This window comes from Clostridium aminobutyricum (assembly GCF_017255415.1).
Classification (GTDB): domain Bacteria; phylum Bacillota; class Clostridia; order Peptostreptococcales; family Anaerovoracaceae; genus Aminipila; species Aminipila aminobutyrica.
Genome location: NZ_JAFJZZ010000011.1, coordinates 13,025 through 28,789, shown reverse-complemented (window position 1 = coordinate 28,789; position 15,765 = coordinate 13,025). Strand labels below are relative to the sequence as shown.

Annotated in this window: 17 protein-coding genes; 2 read left to right on the top strand and 15 right to left on the bottom strand. The window is 41.4% G+C overall.

The genetic code is table 11. The features are described 5' to 3' along the window. Positions 1–17: 17 nt before the first annotated feature. Genes JYB65_RS14465 through pduB form a run of 4 tightly spaced genes read right to left on the bottom strand, consistent with a single transcriptional unit; the run spans position 18 to position 4,953 of the window. Positions 18–809, bottom strand: coding sequence for a glycyl-radical enzyme activating protein (locus JYB65_RS14465; protein ID WP_206583408.1), 792 nt, complete (start codon positions 807–809; stop codon positions 18–20). After that, positions 809–3,358 carry a glycyl radical protein gene (locus JYB65_RS14460; RefSeq protein WP_206583407.1) on the bottom strand — a complete coding sequence of 850 codons (2,550 nt, stop codon included), beginning with the start codon at positions 3,356–3,358 and terminating at the stop codon, positions 809–811. The genes JYB65_RS14465 and JYB65_RS14460 overlap by 1 nt, the downstream gene beginning before the upstream one ends. A 14-nt stretch (positions 3,359–3,372) precedes the next feature. Further along, positions 3,373–4,149: an MIP/aquaporin family protein gene (locus tag JYB65_RS14455; RefSeq protein WP_206583406.1), complete on the bottom strand. Its 777-nt coding sequence runs from the start codon at positions 4,147–4,149 to the stop codon at positions 3,373–3,375. 15 nt (positions 4,150–4,164) lie between these two features. Then, the gene (gene pduB / locus JYB65_RS14450; RefSeq protein WP_206583405.1) at positions 4,165–4,953 is read right to left on the bottom strand and encodes a propanediol utilization microcompartment protein PduB; all 789 of its coding nucleotides are present in this window, start codon (positions 4,951–4,953) and stop codon (positions 4,165–4,167) included. A 304-nt stretch (positions 4,954–5,257) separates the two neighbouring features. Between pduB and JYB65_RS14445 the strand changes: the two genes are divergently transcribed. Both JYB65_RS14445 and JYB65_RS14440 read left to right on the top strand, forming a co-directional pair. Continuing rightward, positions 5,258–6,469: a sensor histidine kinase gene (locus JYB65_RS14445; RefSeq protein WP_206583404.1), complete on the top strand. Its 1,212-nt coding sequence runs from the start codon at positions 5,258–5,260 to the stop codon at positions 6,467–6,469. A gap of 23 nt (positions 6,470–6,492) precedes the next feature. Further along, entirely contained in the window at positions 6,493–7,236 is a 744-nt protein-coding gene (locus JYB65_RS14440; RefSeq protein ID WP_245156701.1) for a response regulator transcription factor, read from the top strand. A gap of 248 nt (positions 7,237–7,484) precedes the next feature. Here the strand turns inward: JYB65_RS14440 and eutM are convergent, their stop codons facing one another. The 11 genes from eutM to JYB65_RS14385 all read right to left on the bottom strand — a co-directional run bounded on the left by eutM (position 7,485) and on the right by JYB65_RS14385 (position 15,762). Further along, positions 7,485–7,784, bottom strand: coding sequence for an ethanolamine utilization microcompartment protein EutM (gene eutM, locus JYB65_RS14435; RefSeq protein WP_206583403.1), 300 nt, complete (start codon positions 7,782–7,784; stop codon positions 7,485–7,487). A gap of 23 nt (positions 7,785–7,807) precedes the next feature. Continuing rightward, positions 7,808–8,452, bottom strand: a complete 645-nt coding sequence (locus JYB65_RS14430) for a phosphate propanoyltransferase (protein WP_206583402.1) — start codon at positions 8,450–8,452, stop codon at positions 7,808–7,810. Then, complete coding sequence (locus JYB65_RS14425) at positions 8,452–10,074, bottom strand: acetaldehyde dehydrogenase (acetylating) (RefSeq protein ID WP_206583401.1); 1,623 nt, start codon at positions 10,072–10,074, stop codon at positions 8,452–8,454. The genes JYB65_RS14430 and JYB65_RS14425 overlap by 1 nt, the downstream gene beginning before the upstream one ends. A 65-nt stretch (positions 10,075–10,139) precedes the next feature. Next, positions 10,140–10,850: a BMC domain-containing protein gene (locus JYB65_RS14420; RefSeq protein ID WP_206583400.1), complete on the bottom strand. Its 711-nt coding sequence runs from the start codon at positions 10,848–10,850 to the stop codon at positions 10,140–10,142. A gap of 31 nt (positions 10,851–10,881) precedes the next feature. Beyond that, a complete protein-coding gene (locus JYB65_RS14415; RefSeq protein ID WP_206583399.1) occupies positions 10,882–11,562 on the bottom strand; it encodes a cupin domain-containing protein in 681 nt (226 codons plus the stop codon). A 207-nt stretch (positions 11,563–11,769) separates the two neighbouring features. After that, complete coding sequence (locus JYB65_RS14410) at positions 11,770–12,318, bottom strand: BMC domain-containing protein (RefSeq protein WP_206583398.1); 549 nt, start codon at positions 12,316–12,318, stop codon at positions 11,770–11,772. Between the two features lies 1 nt (position 12,319). Then, positions 12,320–13,648, bottom strand: a complete 1,329-nt coding sequence (locus tag JYB65_RS14405; RefSeq protein WP_206583436.1) for a 4Fe-4S dicluster domain-containing protein — start codon at positions 13,646–13,648, stop codon at positions 12,320–12,322. A gap of 16 nt (positions 13,649–13,664) precedes the next feature. Beyond that, positions 13,665–13,928, bottom strand: coding sequence for a EutN/CcmL family microcompartment protein (locus tag JYB65_RS14400; protein ID WP_206583397.1), 264 nt, complete (start codon positions 13,926–13,928; stop codon positions 13,665–13,667). 2 nt (positions 13,929–13,930) lie between these two features. Then, positions 13,931–14,227, bottom strand: coding sequence for a BMC domain-containing protein (locus tag JYB65_RS14395; protein ID WP_206583396.1), 297 nt, complete (start codon positions 14,225–14,227; stop codon positions 13,931–13,933). 15 nt (positions 14,228–14,242) lie between these two features. After that, on the bottom strand, positions 14,243–15,088 hold the full coding sequence (eutJ, locus tag JYB65_RS14390; RefSeq protein WP_206583395.1) for an ethanolamine utilization protein EutJ: 846 nt from the start codon (positions 15,086–15,088) through the stop codon (positions 14,243–14,245). Continuing rightward, entirely contained in the window at positions 15,070–15,762 is a 693-nt protein-coding gene (locus tag JYB65_RS14385) for an ethanolamine utilization protein (RefSeq protein ID WP_206583394.1), read from the bottom strand. Before JYB65_RS14385 ends, eutJ begins: the two co-directional genes overlap by 19 nt. Positions 15,763–15,765 lie beyond the last annotated feature (3 nt).

Here is a 15,765-nt window from a genome sequence, read left to right as displayed (position 1 = left end):
CCCTTTCTTTTCATTCATCATCCACCGATTTGACAAGGCAAGCCGGTTCGCTTGGTGATTTCCAGCAGCTTATTCATGTCTTCCTGCGACATCGGCTCGATGGAATGGAATTCATAATTTCGTTCCAGTCCCTGATATTTGCTCTCTCCAAGTCTATGATAAGGCAATAAATGAATTTCCTTTACACCTTTCACACTGGCAACATAACGGGTAATGGACTCTATTTCCTCTGCCGTATGATTAAACGTAGGAATCACCGGGATTCGAACAATAAGAGGAACATTTCGTTCACTTAATTTCATTAAGTTGGATAGAATCAAGCTATTGGATTGTCCTGTAAAGATGCGGTGTTTCTCATCAGAAACATGCTTCACATCATATAGGAACAGGTTGACAAAAGGAATAAGTGGTTCGATTACTTCAAAGCTTGCAAATCCGCTTGTCTCTATTGCGGTATTTATGCCAGCAGTATTGCAAGCTTCCAGAATGGCCTTAGCAAAGCTTGGCTGTGCCAGAACCTCTCCTCCGGATAAGGTAATCCCTCCTCCAGATCGTCTGTAATAAATGCTGTCCTTTTTCACCTCGTCCATGACTTCCGCTACGGAAACAACCTTGCCTACCATTTTAGGCTGGCCTGCTTCTAAGATGGGCTGACTATCCATAACCTGTGTTTCCGGATTGCAGCACCACTTACATCTCAGCGGACACCCTTTCAAAAATACAATGGTTCGAATTCCAGGTCCGTCATGTACGGAGAATCGTTGTATTTCTGTGATGATTCCTTTTGTATTGTAAACCGCTTGGTTCATTAAAACACCTGCTCCGTTCTCGCAATAATATCATCCTGTAACGTTTTATCTAATGCTACGAAGTGAGCACTATATCCAGCAACTCGTACAACCAAGTTCTTATAAGCCTCTGGATTTTTCTGTGCTTCCAGTAACGTTTCTCTACCAACTACATTGTACTGAACATGCATACCCTTCTGGTCAAAGAATCCTCTTACCAATGCGGAAAGTTTTTCTAGACCAGACTGTCCACTTAATGCAGATGGATGGAATTTCTGGTTAAATAGCGTACCATTTGAAGCGATGGAATGGTCTAACATGGCTACAGAGTTTGCAGCAGCAGTCGGTCCGTTTACATCTCTTCCTGAAATAGGGGATACACCATCAGCCAATGGTTCACCAGCTTTTCTACCATCCGGTGTGGCACCAGTTTGGGAACCCATTGGAACATTTGCAGATACCGGATATAATCCTGGCTGGAAGGAACCGTTTCTTGGATTCTTATGCTTTTCAACTTCTTTGCAGTACGTTAAAGCAACTTCCTTTGCCATTAAGTCTACAGAAGTAATGTCATTACCAAACTTCGGTACAGCGTTAATATCGTTGATCAATCTTGCGCATTCTACACTTTCTCCTGTAGCACTTCCTACTTTTGATAGACCTTCCACTAAAGCAGTTAGCATGTTCGCCTGTTCAAGGGTAATCTTCTTGCCACCGTCAGTTAACTTACTTACGATATTTTCAACATCTGTTCTTGTAATACCACCCATTGGGCTTGCAGTTACAGTGCCTACACCTTCAAAGTTGCTGGACATAGCCGCCTTAATCTGTTGAATGGTATAAAGTTTCTTGTCGTATACTAATTCCTTTAATACTTCCATGGAATCGGCAACATTGGCAACACCAACGCCCTGAGGTCCTGTAAAGTTATAAATTGCGCCGCCTTCTTGTACAGACTTGCCTCTTCCGATGCAATCTTCTACCATGGAGGATAAGAAAGGTAACGGTGCTCTTTCACTGTGTGCTAAATCTACTGCATTATCTGCATTTGCTAATAGGGAAACGAAATATTCCATTTGTTCTTTATAAGCATTTAATAGTTGATCAAATGAGTTGAAGCTTGTTACATCTCCTGACTTAGGTCCAAGCTGTAATCCATTATCGCTTCCGTCGTTCAGCATGATTTCCATAACTCTAGCCAAATTGAAGAATGCTGCATCATGCCATCCTTCTGTTTTGCCGCCCTTTTGAGGTTCAACACAACCGATGATACCATAATCTCTTGCATCTTCAAGGGTTAAGCCTCTGCTAACAAGAGCCGGGATGATTACTTCATCGTTGTAGTATGCTGGCATACCTAGTCCAACTCTACTTACTTCTGCCGCTTTCATTAGGAATTCATCCGGTGACTTATTCCAAACACGGATCGAAATAGATGGCTGAGGTAGTTTTGTGTGTTCTGTAGCTTCTAAACAAGCAATGGATAATTCATTAGTTGCATCTAAACCAGTCTTGTCCTGACCACCAACGATTAGGTTCTGGAACATTGGATATCCACCAAATCCCTTTGTGGAGCCTTCGTCTCTTACTTTGTTAATATCGTTAAACTTGATCCATAGACAATCAAGCAATTCTTGTGCACTTTCTTTGGTCAATTTGTTACTCTTGATGTCTTCCATATAGTATGGGTACATGTATTGGTCAAATCGAAGTGGTGAAATGGAGTGACCATTGGATTCAATTTGAATAATAGCTTGTACAAACCAGAAGGACTGAATCGCTTCATAAAAATCCTTTGCAGGCTCTGCCGGTACGTTCTTACAATTCTGTGCGATTCTAAAAAGTTCCTGACTTCTAGCGCCTGTTGTCTGAGCTGCTAATATTTCCGCTAGTTCTGCAAAACGTTGTGCAAAACGAATGGCTGCTTTTGCAGTAATGATAACAGCTTCTAAGAAGTTTCTTTTCTTGATGAAATCAGGACAGTTCTTGTCTGACTTTTCCATCTCTTCTGTTGCTTCCTTGATAATGCCATTGAAACCTACCTTCAGCACTTTCGCATAATCTACACCGATATGACCTACGCCGTTAAAGTAGTAATTTCCTACTGTAAACACATTGTGTTCAATAGCAGTTCTGGTTTCCGGATACATGTATTGAGTCGCTAACTCATTAACGGTTTTACCATCCCAATAAGCAAATGCTTCTCTTAACTTACTCTTTGACTCTTCACTGATTTCAAAAACATCACCTTTTCTAAGCCCCAATGTTCCAAATTCATCTAAAAGCCACTTATAGGAGTATTCTGGGAAAGCTTGTGTTGAGAAAGGAGCTTTTGTCAAGTTTCCTACAACCAGTTCATTGTCTCTGATCACGATAGGAAGATTATGCAATACGTGCTCCAATGCCTTTGCTTTTCTCAAAACAGTCGGGAAATTTTCTGTAGCCTTATAGGACTCTGTCACTAAAGCTGCTCTTTCCCACTCAACCTGTGGTTTCCCTTTAAATAGTTCATCTATTAATCCCTGAATTCTTGGGCTTACACTTACATTTGATATATCTAAAGTTTTCATAATTTACCTCCAAATTAGATAAAACGTTTTCCGATAACGTTCTTATATAGAGCACCTGCTATTAGACCGCCAGCTATAGTGGCGAAGATCGGTACAATTAACCCATAATAATCTGTGCCTAAAGCCTGATCTCCCCATCCGCTCATTAAAAGGAATAATCTTGGACCAAAATCTCTTGCAGGGTTCATAGCAAAACCTGTTAGAGGGCCTAATGCGATACCGCCGAAAGTAACACTTGCACCGATCATAATAGCCGGAATGCCACCCGTAGGAGCTGCACTGTTATTGGAATCCGTAGTCGCAAATATTACTAATACTAATACAAAGGTTAAAAACATTTCGTTAATAAACGCTGTAAGCATACTTACCGATGGGCCTGCCTGAGTAACAAATATGCCCCCGCCGCCCAATCCTTCCGTTGTGCCTCTAATGATTCCATTCGCACTTTCGAACGATACTATGTTTGCTCTAAATAAGAAATATACCAATGCCGCTGCCGTTATGCCGCCAATAATCTGTGCTGCAACATACGGCAGAACTTTTTTCTTATCAAATCCACCAAATACTGCCAATGCTATCGTAACAGCCGGATTCAAATGTGCTCCGCTTATGCCGGCTACTATGTAAATTGCTAACGTAATGGCTACGCCCCAACAGGCAGCCATCCATGGATAATTGATATCACTTAATCCAAGAACTAAAACTGCTACAGAGCCAATCCCTATCGCCAAAAAGAAAAAGGTACCAAACCATTCCGCTAAACACTGAGCCCCTAAGGAATCTTTTTTCATCTCGAAGTCCCTCCCTTACCACGCAGGAGAAGTAACAGATACCGGATTTTGTCCCATACCTCTTAACACGCTTAAACCGACTTCTCTCGCTTCTAAGACCGCTTGTCTTACGGCGCCGGCATCACCAGTGAACGTGATGATAATTTCGCTAGAGAAGCACGTGCCTTGAGAAGGACTTGCATACGTTACGATATCAACATTTGCAGTCTTAAGTGCTATATCGGCCATCAGCATCCCTACTGCCGGAGGTGCTCCTACAGTGATGCCAAAGGCTTTTCCAACTGGCGCCGAAAAAGCTTTTTCCAATGCAAAGCTTGCTCTCGCCGTATAGTGCAACTCAATATGTCCAGCATCACAGCCATATACATTTCCAAAATTTTCATCCAACTCCCCAAGCATGATTTCAACTGCTCTCCTTGAGTCCGAAACGTCTTCCGAAGCAAAGATGATCGTACTGCCATGTCCGGCTCCGCCTTTTGTATCTCTTGCAAATTCTACTGAAGCGATAATGGAATTCGTAGCTTTTACAGCAGTATCCGCAGACATAACATGGGGAGCACCGCCGGTTCTTGAACTTACAATCCCAATGGATCGATACTTCGGGTCTAACTTAATCTTGTCGCGCAAGGTTGCATCTAGATTTGCAATAACCAGTCCAACTGTGTCACCAATGGCTGCCCCTACAAACTCGGTTAGCCCACACCCTTTCGAAGCCGCAGTCCCACTACTGCTAGCGGTCCTATTCGTACCGCTGTCATTTGCTTCAACAGCTTCCATAATCTTTTTTAAAAGATCTCCTTCCATACTTTTACCTCCACTTAAATTTCTAATTTTAGATTATCTAAAGTTTAGGCTTAGTTTACTCTTATATAAAAAAAGATTATTTCATATAATCCACCAAAAATAGAAATAATACCACTCAGGAAATAGTACTTTTTCCACCTCAAATTTTTCCAAAAGTCTGACTATTCCTTATTTTCAAGGTATTTCAAAGGGTTGCAAATAGAAAATTTACAATTGTAAATGCCTGTTCACTTGTTATATGATAGCAATATAGCAATATTTAATCGTTATGTAACTATACACGATCGGTATAGGAGGTATTCGTATGCAAGATTTCATCGGTAAATCTTTGGAAGATATTCTTGACAAAGATGAATTTATGGCTGTCCAAGACGAATTGTCTAATTTACTGCAATTTTCAGTAATTACAGTAAATACAGAAGGCGTTCCTATTGGACATTGGAATAATTTTACAGATTTTTGTCATCTGGTCCGCAGTTCGGAAAAGGGGTATGAAAACTGTATAGAGTGTGACCGAGTGGCCAGCCTTCGTGCTATTAAACTAGGGGTCCCTCAAAGTTATATATGTCACTGCGGCCTTCGAGACTGTGCTGCTCCCATCATTGTTGAAGGGCAATATCTGGGAAGTGTACTAGGAGGGCAAGTCCTCACGTCAGAAGAAGAAAGAAGCAAAATTGATGTGGACAAGCTGTCGGAGCAGTTTAATATTTCCAAGGAAGAATTGAATGCAACGATTGCTAAGTTGGAAGTAGTTTCCGAAGAATATTTGCAAAGATGTATGAAGTTTTACAGCTTTATGGCATCCTACCTGGCAGAAATAAGTATTAAAAAACTAACGCAAGAATCGTTAGCACAGGAAACCAATGAAAACTTTAAATTGCTTCAGTTAATTAAAGAGCAGGAACTCAAGCGCATGAAAGCTCAAATGAACCCACACTTTTTATTTAATGCTCTTAATTCGATTGCCAGAATGGCCTTGTTGGAAGAGGCTCCGAAAGCAGAACAATTAATATATGAATTATCCGATTATCTGAAATATACCATTAAAAATGTGGAGGAAATGCCATCTGTCAATTTTGAGCTCGATAATCTGCTGCATTATATCGCCATTCAGAAAACCCGATTTGGTGATCGTATTTCTTTCTCTATTGATATTGATCCTCACATTCTCGAATATAAGATCCCATCTATGATCCTTCAACCAATTGTGGAAAACGCTATTGTCCACGGAGTGGAGTTATTAAAAGAAGGTGGGGAAATTACCATTAAAGGCAAGAAAAAATCAAAAGACGCCAATATTTATTTTTCCATAATAGATAATGGTATTGGATTTCCAAGCCATATACTAAAACTATTTAATAGCAATGGCGATAAAAATGATAATACATTAGGTCTAGGCCTATTAAATACACACGCGAGAATTCAACATAAATTTGGGTCCGAATATGGGATCACCATTGAAAGTGAACCTTTGGTATCCAATTGTGTTACGATTAAGCTCCCCTGTATAAAGTAAATTGAATAAAAAGGATGGTATTCATGATGTATAAACTTTTAATTGCTGAAGATGAGGAATTAGAAAGAATAGCTCTAAAAAAAATCATTGAGTGTAATTTCTCCAATATTAACATCATTAATTCTGCTAAAAATGGTGAGGAGGCAGTTAGCCTTGCCCGCACCTACATGCCGGATATTCTTCTCATTGATATTCGTATGCCTGTAAAAAATGGGATTGAAGCACATAAGCAAATTATTAAATTTCATCCAACCATAAAAACCATTATTATTACTGCGCATAGCGAGTTTGTCTATGCCCAAGAAGCCATTAAATATAACGTTTATGATTTTTTATTAAAGCCTGTTTCTCCAACTGTAATATGTAGCTGTATTCAGTCTATTATTTCTTCTGCTGAAAAGATTCCCTCTACCAACTCCATTGAAACTCCTTTCAGTCAGGAAGTCATTAATCAATGTCTCAATATTATTGAATTAAATTATCTAAATGATTTAACGTTGTCTGATATAGCGAAACAAGTCCATTTAAGTGAAAAATATTTTAGCCGATATTTCAAAAGTAAAACAGGTCATACTTTTACTCAGTATATTCAGACGCTAAAAATTAATCGTGCTAAGAATCTGCTTTTGGATACTAATATACCGATATTTCGTATAGCTATGGACTTGAAGTTCTCTGATTCTGCCTATTTTACTAAAGTTTTTTTCAAACATGAAGGACTCACCCCGAGTCAATATCGCCAACAATATCAATCTAATAAGTTATAAGGTAGCTTATGGCCCTTAAAAGCTCAGATTTTTCAATTTCCATGCTTTCTTTATCTTCCAAAAATTAAATTTATAATCACATTTTATATCAAATTTTCGAGTCAATATATTGATTTATAACATAAAGTAATAGGGCTGTCTCTTTCGAGACAGCCCTATTGAGGAGTAGTTATTATGTTAAAGTTTGGTATAAGGAGAACATTCAGAACTCAACAGATTTCTTCATGTTCTTGTAAGTGAGCAGTAAGTTATTTTACGTCAGCCTTTGCTTCCTTTGAAGCAGGTAGAATGGCTTCTACTTCAGCATGTGGTCTTGGAATTACGTGTACGGAAATTAATTCTCCAACACGCTGTGCAGCAGCAGCACCAGCATCTGTAGCAGCCTTTACAGCTCCTACGTCTCCTCTTACCATTACTGTTACCAGTCCGCCACCAACGTGTTCTTTACCGATTAGGTATACGTTTGCAGCCTTTACCATAGCATCTGCTGCTTCGATAGATCCAACTAAACCCTTTGTTTCAATCATTCCTAATGCATCGTATTTCATTTTTAAATCCTCCTAAATATTTTTTATTTTATAATTGTTATTTTTGACGTGGAATTAATGCTCATTGCATTTCCTTCTTCGGTGTCGATATGACACTCTAGGGCGGAAGCATCGTTTGCTCTTATCGCAACGTTGCTGTAAACACCTCCGCGCGGGCCTTCAAACTGTATGCAGACAATCTGTCCGTCATGTACGCCGAAGTGCTGTGCATCTTGCGGTGTCATGTGAATGTGTCTTTGTGCTACAATCAAACCCTCTTTTGTTTGTACGGATCCTCTTGGACCGATGATCGTAATGCCAGGCGTTCCGACTAAATCGCCGGATAACTTTGCCACGGCTTTCGTTCCCATCTTGATGCAATCTCCTGTCAGCACTTCAACTTGCGTTTTGCTTCTGACAGGTCCTAAAATTCGAACCTTTTCAATCGCGCCTTTTGGTCCGCAGATCGTTACTGTTTCTTTACACGCATACTGTCCCGGCTGTGACAAATCTTTAATCTTTGTCATCTGATAGCCTTCTCCAAATAATGTATCTAAATCAGCCTGAGAAAGATGTACATGCCGGTTTGAAATTCCTACCGGTATTTCATTGGACTCATGTTTCTCTGCTGGTGCAGCGGACTGGACAGCTTCTAGTAAAAGCTTTAAGAGCGCCTCACAATTGTCCATTAGTTAGCCCCCTTCATAGCAGCTACAATCTGGTTCACTAGATCCATTAGATCCGCCTGATTGATTCCTTCTTCCTTTTCTGGGGTTGTGCAGCATCCACCGCTGTTCAATACCGCACCCATTGCAGCATATTGAGCCGGGCTGAATGCGCCAGGTCCTGTGCAGCATCCGCCGCCTGTCTGGGGTGCTGCCGTATATGCAGCTGCTGGCTGGGCACTGCAGCCACCGGAAAGATTGTAGTTGAATGTTGGATCAGCAGATGCTAATGTACTGCAGTCCTTTAATCCATAAGCAACTCTCTTGATATTTACAAGGTGCATTGGTGTCACATTTTCGGATACAGAGCTTCCGCCCCATGTTCCGCAGCCTAATGTGAAGGAAGGCATCAAGCCTGTACTTGCTCCTACACCACCTTGAGCACTGCCTGTGTTTACAAGGATACGGGATGCCGGCTTTGCCGCAAACTTCATCACCATATCTCGGTCTTCTGTATGCAAGCTCATCGTGTGTCCAATACCGTTCTGTAATAATTTAATGCTTAGATCGCATGCTTCATGCCAATCTTTTGCGGTATAGAAGGCTAGTACTGTGGTTAACTTTTCGAAGGATAACGGATATCCGTCACCTACTCCGCCCTGTTCACCTACTAGTACTTTTGTTCCTTCCGGAACACAGAAGCCTGCTGCTTGAGCAATTACTGTTGCTGCTCTTCCGACAAACTTGGCATTCATGTTGTGACCATTTTTAAATAATAGGTTGCAAACCTTTGCTGTTTCGTCAGCTGTCATAAAGTAGCCGCCCTGCTTCTTCAGCTCTGCAATTACTTCATCTCTGTTGCATTCTTCACAGATTATGGACTGTTCGGATGCACAGATTGTACCGTTGTCAAAAGTCTTACTAGCTAAGATATTCTTAATAGCCTGGGGTACATTGGCAGTCTTTTCGATATAAGCCGGAGAGTTTCCTGCTCCTACGCCTAGTGCCGGCTTTCCTGCACTGTACGCTGCCTTTACCATTCCCGGGCCGCCTGTAGCTATAATTATAGCTACTTCTTTGCTCTTCATCAACTCATTTGTTGCTCCAACTGTAGGCATGGTGATGCATCCGATGATATTTTCCGGTGCACCTGCCGCTACTGCTGCTTCATACATAAGCTGTGTTGCCTTCTGTGTGCATTTTGCTGCGGAAGGATGTGGGGAGAATACGATTGCATTTCTTGATTTTATTGCAATCATTGCCTTGAATATCGCAGTTGATGTTGGATTGGTGGAAGGGACAATTCCCATCACTAGTCCAACCGGTTCTGCAATTTCAATCACTCTCTGAGCTACATCTTCTCGAATCACACCGATCGTTTTCATGTCTTTGATGGCATCGTATAAGATAACGGAAGCCATATGGTTTTTGTAGGTCTTATCTTCCACCTTACCAAAGCCTGTTTCTTCTACAGCCATCTGTGCCAAACAAACCGCATTTTCTTGTGCGACTCTTACCATATTGCGCAGAATTTTATCGATTTGCTCTTCTGTGTACGTAGCAATTTTATCTGTCGCAATCTTTCCAAGTCGTGCAAGATCTCTTACTTCTTGTATGGAACGTAAATCATAATCAAAATTTTCCATCTTGTGATTCCTCCTTTCTCTTTCTCCTGAATCCTTTTTCTATCTAATTAGTTCGTCATTTTTCATTAGTGATGCTCATAATACGCTTTGAATTCCATCAACAATAAACTCTTATCTGCCTTAGAAATTAATCTTCCAGCAATGCCAAAGTCTTTATATTCACGAGCGAGATTTCTAAGCTTGGTTACTTTCAGCTTGCCCAAAGCTGCCAGAAGTTCTTCCATGCTGGATTGGGAAGCTAACTGATCAATAACATCTTTGTGTATGTCACTTAAGTCCGTTTCCAACGGAAACGTTGCTTCTTGCTCCTCTTCTTTCTCTTCCTCTGAAGTTTCTGTTTCTGAAATCATCCCTTCCTTTACTTCCTCTTGTTCAGATTCTGTCGCAGATTCTTCTATTTCAGATAGGGTAACTTCTTCAGATAGGGCAATTTCTTCTGACTGGGTTTCTTCTTCCACTTCAGTCTCAATCTCTATTGAAGACTTTTTATTTTCAGGCGGCGTTGAGGATACGATTGTACCGCTTAACTCCTCATGTGGACGTGGGATTACATGCTCTGAAACCAGAGAACCGCCATTCAAATGTCGTACAGCCGCAGAACCGGCATCCACAGCAGCTTTTACTGCTCCTACATCTCCGGTTACCACAACGGTCACCAATCCACCACCCGTATATGTTTTTTCCAAAAGGGTTACATCTGCTGCCTTGAGCATGGCATCTGCACTCTCAATAGCTGCAACGAGTCCTCTCGTTTCAATTAACCCAAGTGCCTGCATCTACATTCCTCCTCCACCTTGGTTAAACATTCTAATAAGTAGCATAGAATGCTTTCATCTTATTAGGTGAGCCAAAGGCTACTTTAGCTCCCTTAGGGAAGAATACGGAATCGCCAGGATTTGCTGTATATACTTTTCCATCTACAGTTACCGTTAATGTGCCTTCTACTACATGATAAAGTTCTTCACAAGCGCATTCCCATTCAAAGTTACAAGTCTCAATGGTAATAAATCCGGCATTCATGGAGCAACCATCTTCCGCATTGATAATCTCCTGATAAAATACCTTATCCGAAGGATTTCCTGTATCAAGTGCTTCATAACTTACTGAATTTCCGCGAACAATTTTTAATCCACACTTATCGCGTTCAGCAAAATATGGTTTGTCTGTCTGGTTGGAAAAACCATCTAGGATGCCTTTCAGCAATCCTTTATCTGCCATAGCTTTGAGTACTGAATAAATCATATCACTGTCAAGGCTAGTAGCTTCACAAGACTTTGCAGCCTCACAAGCAGCTGCAGGCTCACAAGCTTTCGTTTCACAAACTGCCGGTTCTTTACAAACAGGCGGCTCTGTTGAAAACTCGATACCATTCGCTTTTGCTGCATCTTTGGCTGATGGAGTTAAGATTGTATCTTCATCGATATAGAAGATCTTCTCTCCTTGCTTCATTAAGGCCTCAACCTCTTTTGCACAAATTAATTTTTTCATGGCTTCACACCCTTTCATTTAATAATAAAAAAATCGTCTTTGGCAACTTTTAGCTCCCATTCGGTCGCCTTTCAGTTGTAGATTTTTTTGATATTCCGTAAATATCGCAAGCGATATTTCCTTCATATTAAATTTACAAATCATCGATTTGAAAATCTCTTAAATAAGTTCGCCATCCATTTGCTTTACAAATGGGGTGATCCAGTGCTAGAACAAAGATGCCACCAGTAAGTCAGATGGGGAAGGTATGACTTCCGCATTAACCAACAAGCCTTTTTCCTCTGCAATAGCTTTTCCTGCTTCTACACCGGTTTCAACGGCAGCTACATCTCCTGTAAAGGTGAAGTACGCTTTGCCGCCTAATCCGTTTCCTAGCCTTAGTTCAAGCGGCTGTAATTCTGCAGCCTTTAAGATGGCATCCGCGGCAATAACCATTGTTGACAACGAGAAAGATTCCATTATTCCTAACGCTTGCACTTCATCCGGCATCGTTGCTCCTGTAATGGCCGGGAACACAAGCGGACTGACATTTGGGATCACTATAGAGTCTACCCAAAACTCTCCGGCTTCTCTTTCTCCGACACGTACTGAATCCTCTACCGATGCAACATCTCCATGCACAATCGCTATGTATTTACCTGGACATACGGAGCTGGCTGTCACAATTTCTACTTCCGAAATCTTTACCATCTGGTCTGCTGCATAAATACCACGTGCAATACTTGTAAATTCAACCATTCCTATTGCGTTCGCCATATTAAGCCCTCCTTATTGCAATATAATCATTTCCGCTTTCCACAACGGTTCCGGAAATGCTTGCATGAATTGCAGCTCCTAAACTGTCTTCCGGAATTTTACCTATTAGCTGTCCCTGCTGTACGGTCTGGCCTACAGTAACCACCGATGCTGCAGGTGCTCCCACATGCTGCCGGGTTGCGATATATACCACTTCCGGATTCATTTCCATATCTGTCATCGGAGCCGGCTTATCAAAATCGTGTAATCCCAATCTTGCGATCAAACGTTTGCTTGGCACTAAGCGGTGGCTTCGTACCGGTCTGGCTTCAAACTCATCCTTCGTCCGTTGATACCTTAGGTTTTGTTCTGCCATTTTACCTTTAAAGTACACGTTTGCCGATTTCGGATACAGATTCACAGGACATGAGAACAATTCGCATAAGTTGCACTGACAGCAAAGCTGTGCAGTCTGCTGTCCTTCTGCATCCTGTGGCTTATATTGCATAGCCCGCATCATTTTATGCGGCTGCATATCATGACCCAGAAGGTAACGAGGACATAGATCCGTACACATACGGCACTGTTCACACGTTGCTCTGTTTATTCTTTTTGCCTGATCTGCTGTGATGGATTTCTTACGAATCAGCGGATGCTGTTTCTTTAAGATAACAAATCCCTTGTTTTTCTTCGTAATATATCCGTCTAAGCTCGTCATGACTGGTCCCATCATCGGGCCACCGTCTATCACCGTATAATTAGCAAAGTTCTCTATACCGCTTAGTTTTAATACATCCATGATCGGCGTTCCTACCGGTACTTTGAGCGTAAGACGATTCGGTACATCCCCGGCAATGGTTAAGTAGGTTTCCGTAACCGATTTCCCTAGAGAGGCGTTGTAAATATTTAACGCCGTTTCGGAGTTTATTACTACGCAGCCTACTTGAATCGGAATTCCTGTTTCCGGAACTACTCTTCCGGTTAATTCATATACAAGAACCTGTTCGTCTCCTGCAGGATAGATATCCGGAAGTGCTTTCACTTCTACGAAATCTCCCACCTGGAGTGCTTCGATTCTTTCTCTCATAATCGCAATCACTTTTTTATGCTTTCCCTTGATTCCAATGATTGCTTTCTTTGCTTCAACAAACCTTCCGGCTTGTTCAAAGCCTTTTATTATTTCATCCGGATACAACTCCATGAGCTGCTGATCCACTCGCAGAAGCGGCTCGCATTCCGCTCCATTCATGAGTATGTATTCTGCTTTCGATGCCAGTTTTGCGTGGGTGGGAAAGCCAGCCCCTCCTGCGCCTATAATTCCGGCATCTTTTACCATATCAAGAAGACTCATCATTCACACCTCTAATCTATCCAAAATTGCAATCTTCATCAATGATTCCTATCACAACGGCATCAACTGGAACATTATCATCGCCCAGCATTCTACGAGCCGATGAACCCGTGCAAACGATTACTCTATCGCCGATACCTGCACTGATAATATCCACTACGATTAATCTCTCACCTTCACGGTTACCGCCGATTACTTCAGCGAGCATAAACTTGAAACCATTGAGTGATTCTGCTTTTCTAGTAGCCCATACATTATCAATCAGTTTTGCTGTTAACATCACTAATTCCCTTCTTCCATCTTGAATTTTATCTCTTGAATGGCTGATTCAACAGAGGATGTGTCTCCAAAGATGGCAATCATGATCATGTTCTGCGGACAGCTTCCTCGGACATCTTCGACTGTAACGCCAACTGCTTTTTCGGCAATATCAGCAGCACAAATCATCTCAATCATTCTCCCCTGTACAAGACCCACTGCCGGCACATTTTCAAAATCTGTGCTGCAGTTTGGTCCGACACGACGTTTAATAATATCTATCGTTCCCGACGAAGGGGTTTTAATTATTCGAAATTCCATTTAACCACCTTCCTTTTAATCCAAGCTCTCCTGTTTACAGCTAAGAGCTATACCCAGAGGAGTTACAAACATTGGATTCTGTGGTTTATGAGTAGGAACGCCTGTCTGTTTTTGAATAATACCTTCAATCCCAGTTAAGCAACACGTTCCTCCTACTAAAGCGATTTCTTGTACATCATACCCTTTGATATGCTGAGTAATAATAGAAGCAACTTTTTCAACAACTGGTTTTAATATCGGTAAAAGTTCTTTATGATTTTTATCGACACGCTTGTATTGATCTGCTTCCTGAAACTCCATGCCATATGCTCCCGAAATGACTAAAGAAAAATGGGTACCGCCCGTTGGTTCATCCGCTACATAAATAACTTTTCCGTCTTTCAGAATAGAGATACCTGTTGTACCTCCACCGATATCCACTACTGCACCATTTTGCATCTGAAGCACAGCATTTGCTGCTGTCGATTCATCCAGCAGGTTCGTCATTTCAAACCCTGCGGCTTGAACAACATTCTTGACGGCACCGCCATCTACACTTTCGGTTCCCGGCGGAATCGCGGCAGCGGCATAAATCAACTCTGTATCCAGTTTTTCTTCCAAATCCTGTTTCATCTTCCTAACAATATTAATTGCACCAATGTAGTCCACAACCATTCCGTCACGAACCACATCTGCATATTGATAGGCTCCTGCCACAGGCTTGAAGTTTTCATCTAAAACCGCAACAACAACACATGCTGTTCCAAGGTCGACCCCGGTATAATATACCGAAGATTTACTCTTAATCGGGTTTTCTATCACTTCTTCAAAATCCCTGACAAGTTGATCACAGTATTCAAAAGTCAATTTGTTCTCTGACATTCTTTTCCTCCAATAGCTGCGCAAATCATTTGCGATAGGCAATTAATAATTTGATTCACTTGGCCTATTATTTCTTCACACAGCACATTTTCACTTTCACTGCCTTCATATACTTCCATTACAACAGGTTCCACTTCGCGAAGCGCACAACGCAATTGATGCAATCTCAAAATTTCTTTGCTCTTTTCTAAGTGCAGGTGAAATTCGGTAATATCAAAGCAGTCATCAATATCTTTGCAAAAGTTCTCTGCATTCATTCCAGTACATTGTTTGCAGCAACCGTACTCAGCTAAAGCTTTCCCTTCTGCCGTATGTTTGATACTAGAAAATTGCTTTCCTAATTGAATCACATTCTGTGCTAACAAAACATCTCTGCTGATTAGGTCTTCTCCTGTTAGAAGGAATAGGGCTTCCATGGACTTCAGTTTGCAATGAAGTTTTTTCTTTCTCCAATCGCTCTTCTTTTCAACAGGTGCAGCCGTCGGTTTTGCAGTTATCGCAGTTGCAACGGGTTTCTTTACAACACAGGGATCGTCATCAAACATATGAATCCCTCTGTCTGCCAGAAACTGGCGTGCTCCAGGAGTCAATCTTGCTCCCGGTTCTATTTCATAGGTAGTAAAAGGCTCTTTTTTATACAAGTCTCGCAAATCTTCTTCAGTTATAAACTTCATATT

Excerpts from the sequence above, each read along its gene's own strand:
- JYB65_RS14465 (WP_206583408.1), bottom strand. The coding sequence starts at position 809 with ATGAACCAAGCGGTTTACAATACAAAAGGAATCATCACAGAAATACAA.
- JYB65_RS14460 (WP_206583407.1), bottom strand. The coding sequence starts at position 3,358 with ATGAAAACTTTAGATATATCAAATGTAAGTGTAAGCCCAAGAATTCAG.
- JYB65_RS14455 (WP_206583406.1), bottom strand. The coding sequence starts at position 4,149 with ATGAAAAAAGATTCCTTAGGGGCTCAGTGTTTAGCGGAATGGTTTGGT.
- pduB (WP_206583405.1), bottom strand. The coding sequence starts at position 4,953 with ATGGAAGGAGATCTTTTAAAAAAGATTATGGAAGCTGTTGAAGCAAAT.
- JYB65_RS14445 (WP_206583404.1), top strand. The coding sequence starts at position 5,258 with ATGCAAGATTTCATCGGTAAATCTTTGGAAGATATTCTTGACAAAGAT.
- JYB65_RS14440 (WP_245156701.1), top strand. The coding sequence starts at position 6,493 with ATGATGTATAAACTTTTAATTGCTGAAGATGAGGAATTAGAAAGAATA.
- eutM (WP_206583403.1), bottom strand. The coding sequence starts at position 7,784 with ATGAAATACGATGCATTAGGAATGATTGAAACAAAGGGTTTAGTTGGA.
- JYB65_RS14430 (WP_206583402.1), bottom strand. The coding sequence starts at position 8,452 with ATGGACAATTGTGAGGCGCTCTTAAAGCTTTTACTAGAAGCTGTCCAG.
- JYB65_RS14425 (WP_206583401.1), bottom strand. The coding sequence starts at position 10,074 with ATGGAAAATTTTGATTATGATTTACGTTCCATACAAGAAGTAAGAGAT.
- JYB65_RS14420 (WP_206583400.1), bottom strand. The coding sequence starts at position 10,850 with ATGCAGGCACTTGGGTTAATTGAAACGAGAGGACTCGTTGCAGCTATT.
- JYB65_RS14415 (WP_206583399.1), bottom strand. The coding sequence starts at position 11,562 with ATGAAAAAATTAATTTGTGCAAAAGAGGTTGAGGCCTTAATGAAGCAA.
- JYB65_RS14410 (WP_206583398.1), bottom strand. The coding sequence starts at position 12,318 with ATGGCGAACGCAATAGGAATGGTTGAATTTACAAGTATTGCACGTGGT.
- JYB65_RS14405 (WP_206583436.1), bottom strand. The coding sequence starts at position 13,648 with ATGAGTCTTCTTGATATGGTAAAAGATGCCGGAATTATAGGCGCAGGA.
- JYB65_RS14400 (WP_206583397.1), bottom strand. The coding sequence starts at position 13,928 with ATGTTAACAGCAAAACTGATTGATAATGTATGGGCTACTAGAAAAGCA.
- JYB65_RS14395 (WP_206583396.1), bottom strand. The coding sequence starts at position 14,227 with ATGGAATTTCGAATAATTAAAACCCCTTCGTCGGGAACGATAGATATT.
- eutJ (WP_206583395.1), bottom strand. The coding sequence starts at position 15,088 with ATGTCAGAGAACAAATTGACTTTTGAATACTGTGATCAACTTGTCAGG.
- JYB65_RS14385 (WP_206583394.1), bottom strand. The coding sequence starts at position 15,762 with ATGAAGTTTATAACTGAAGAAGATTTGCGAGACTTGTATAAAAAAGAG.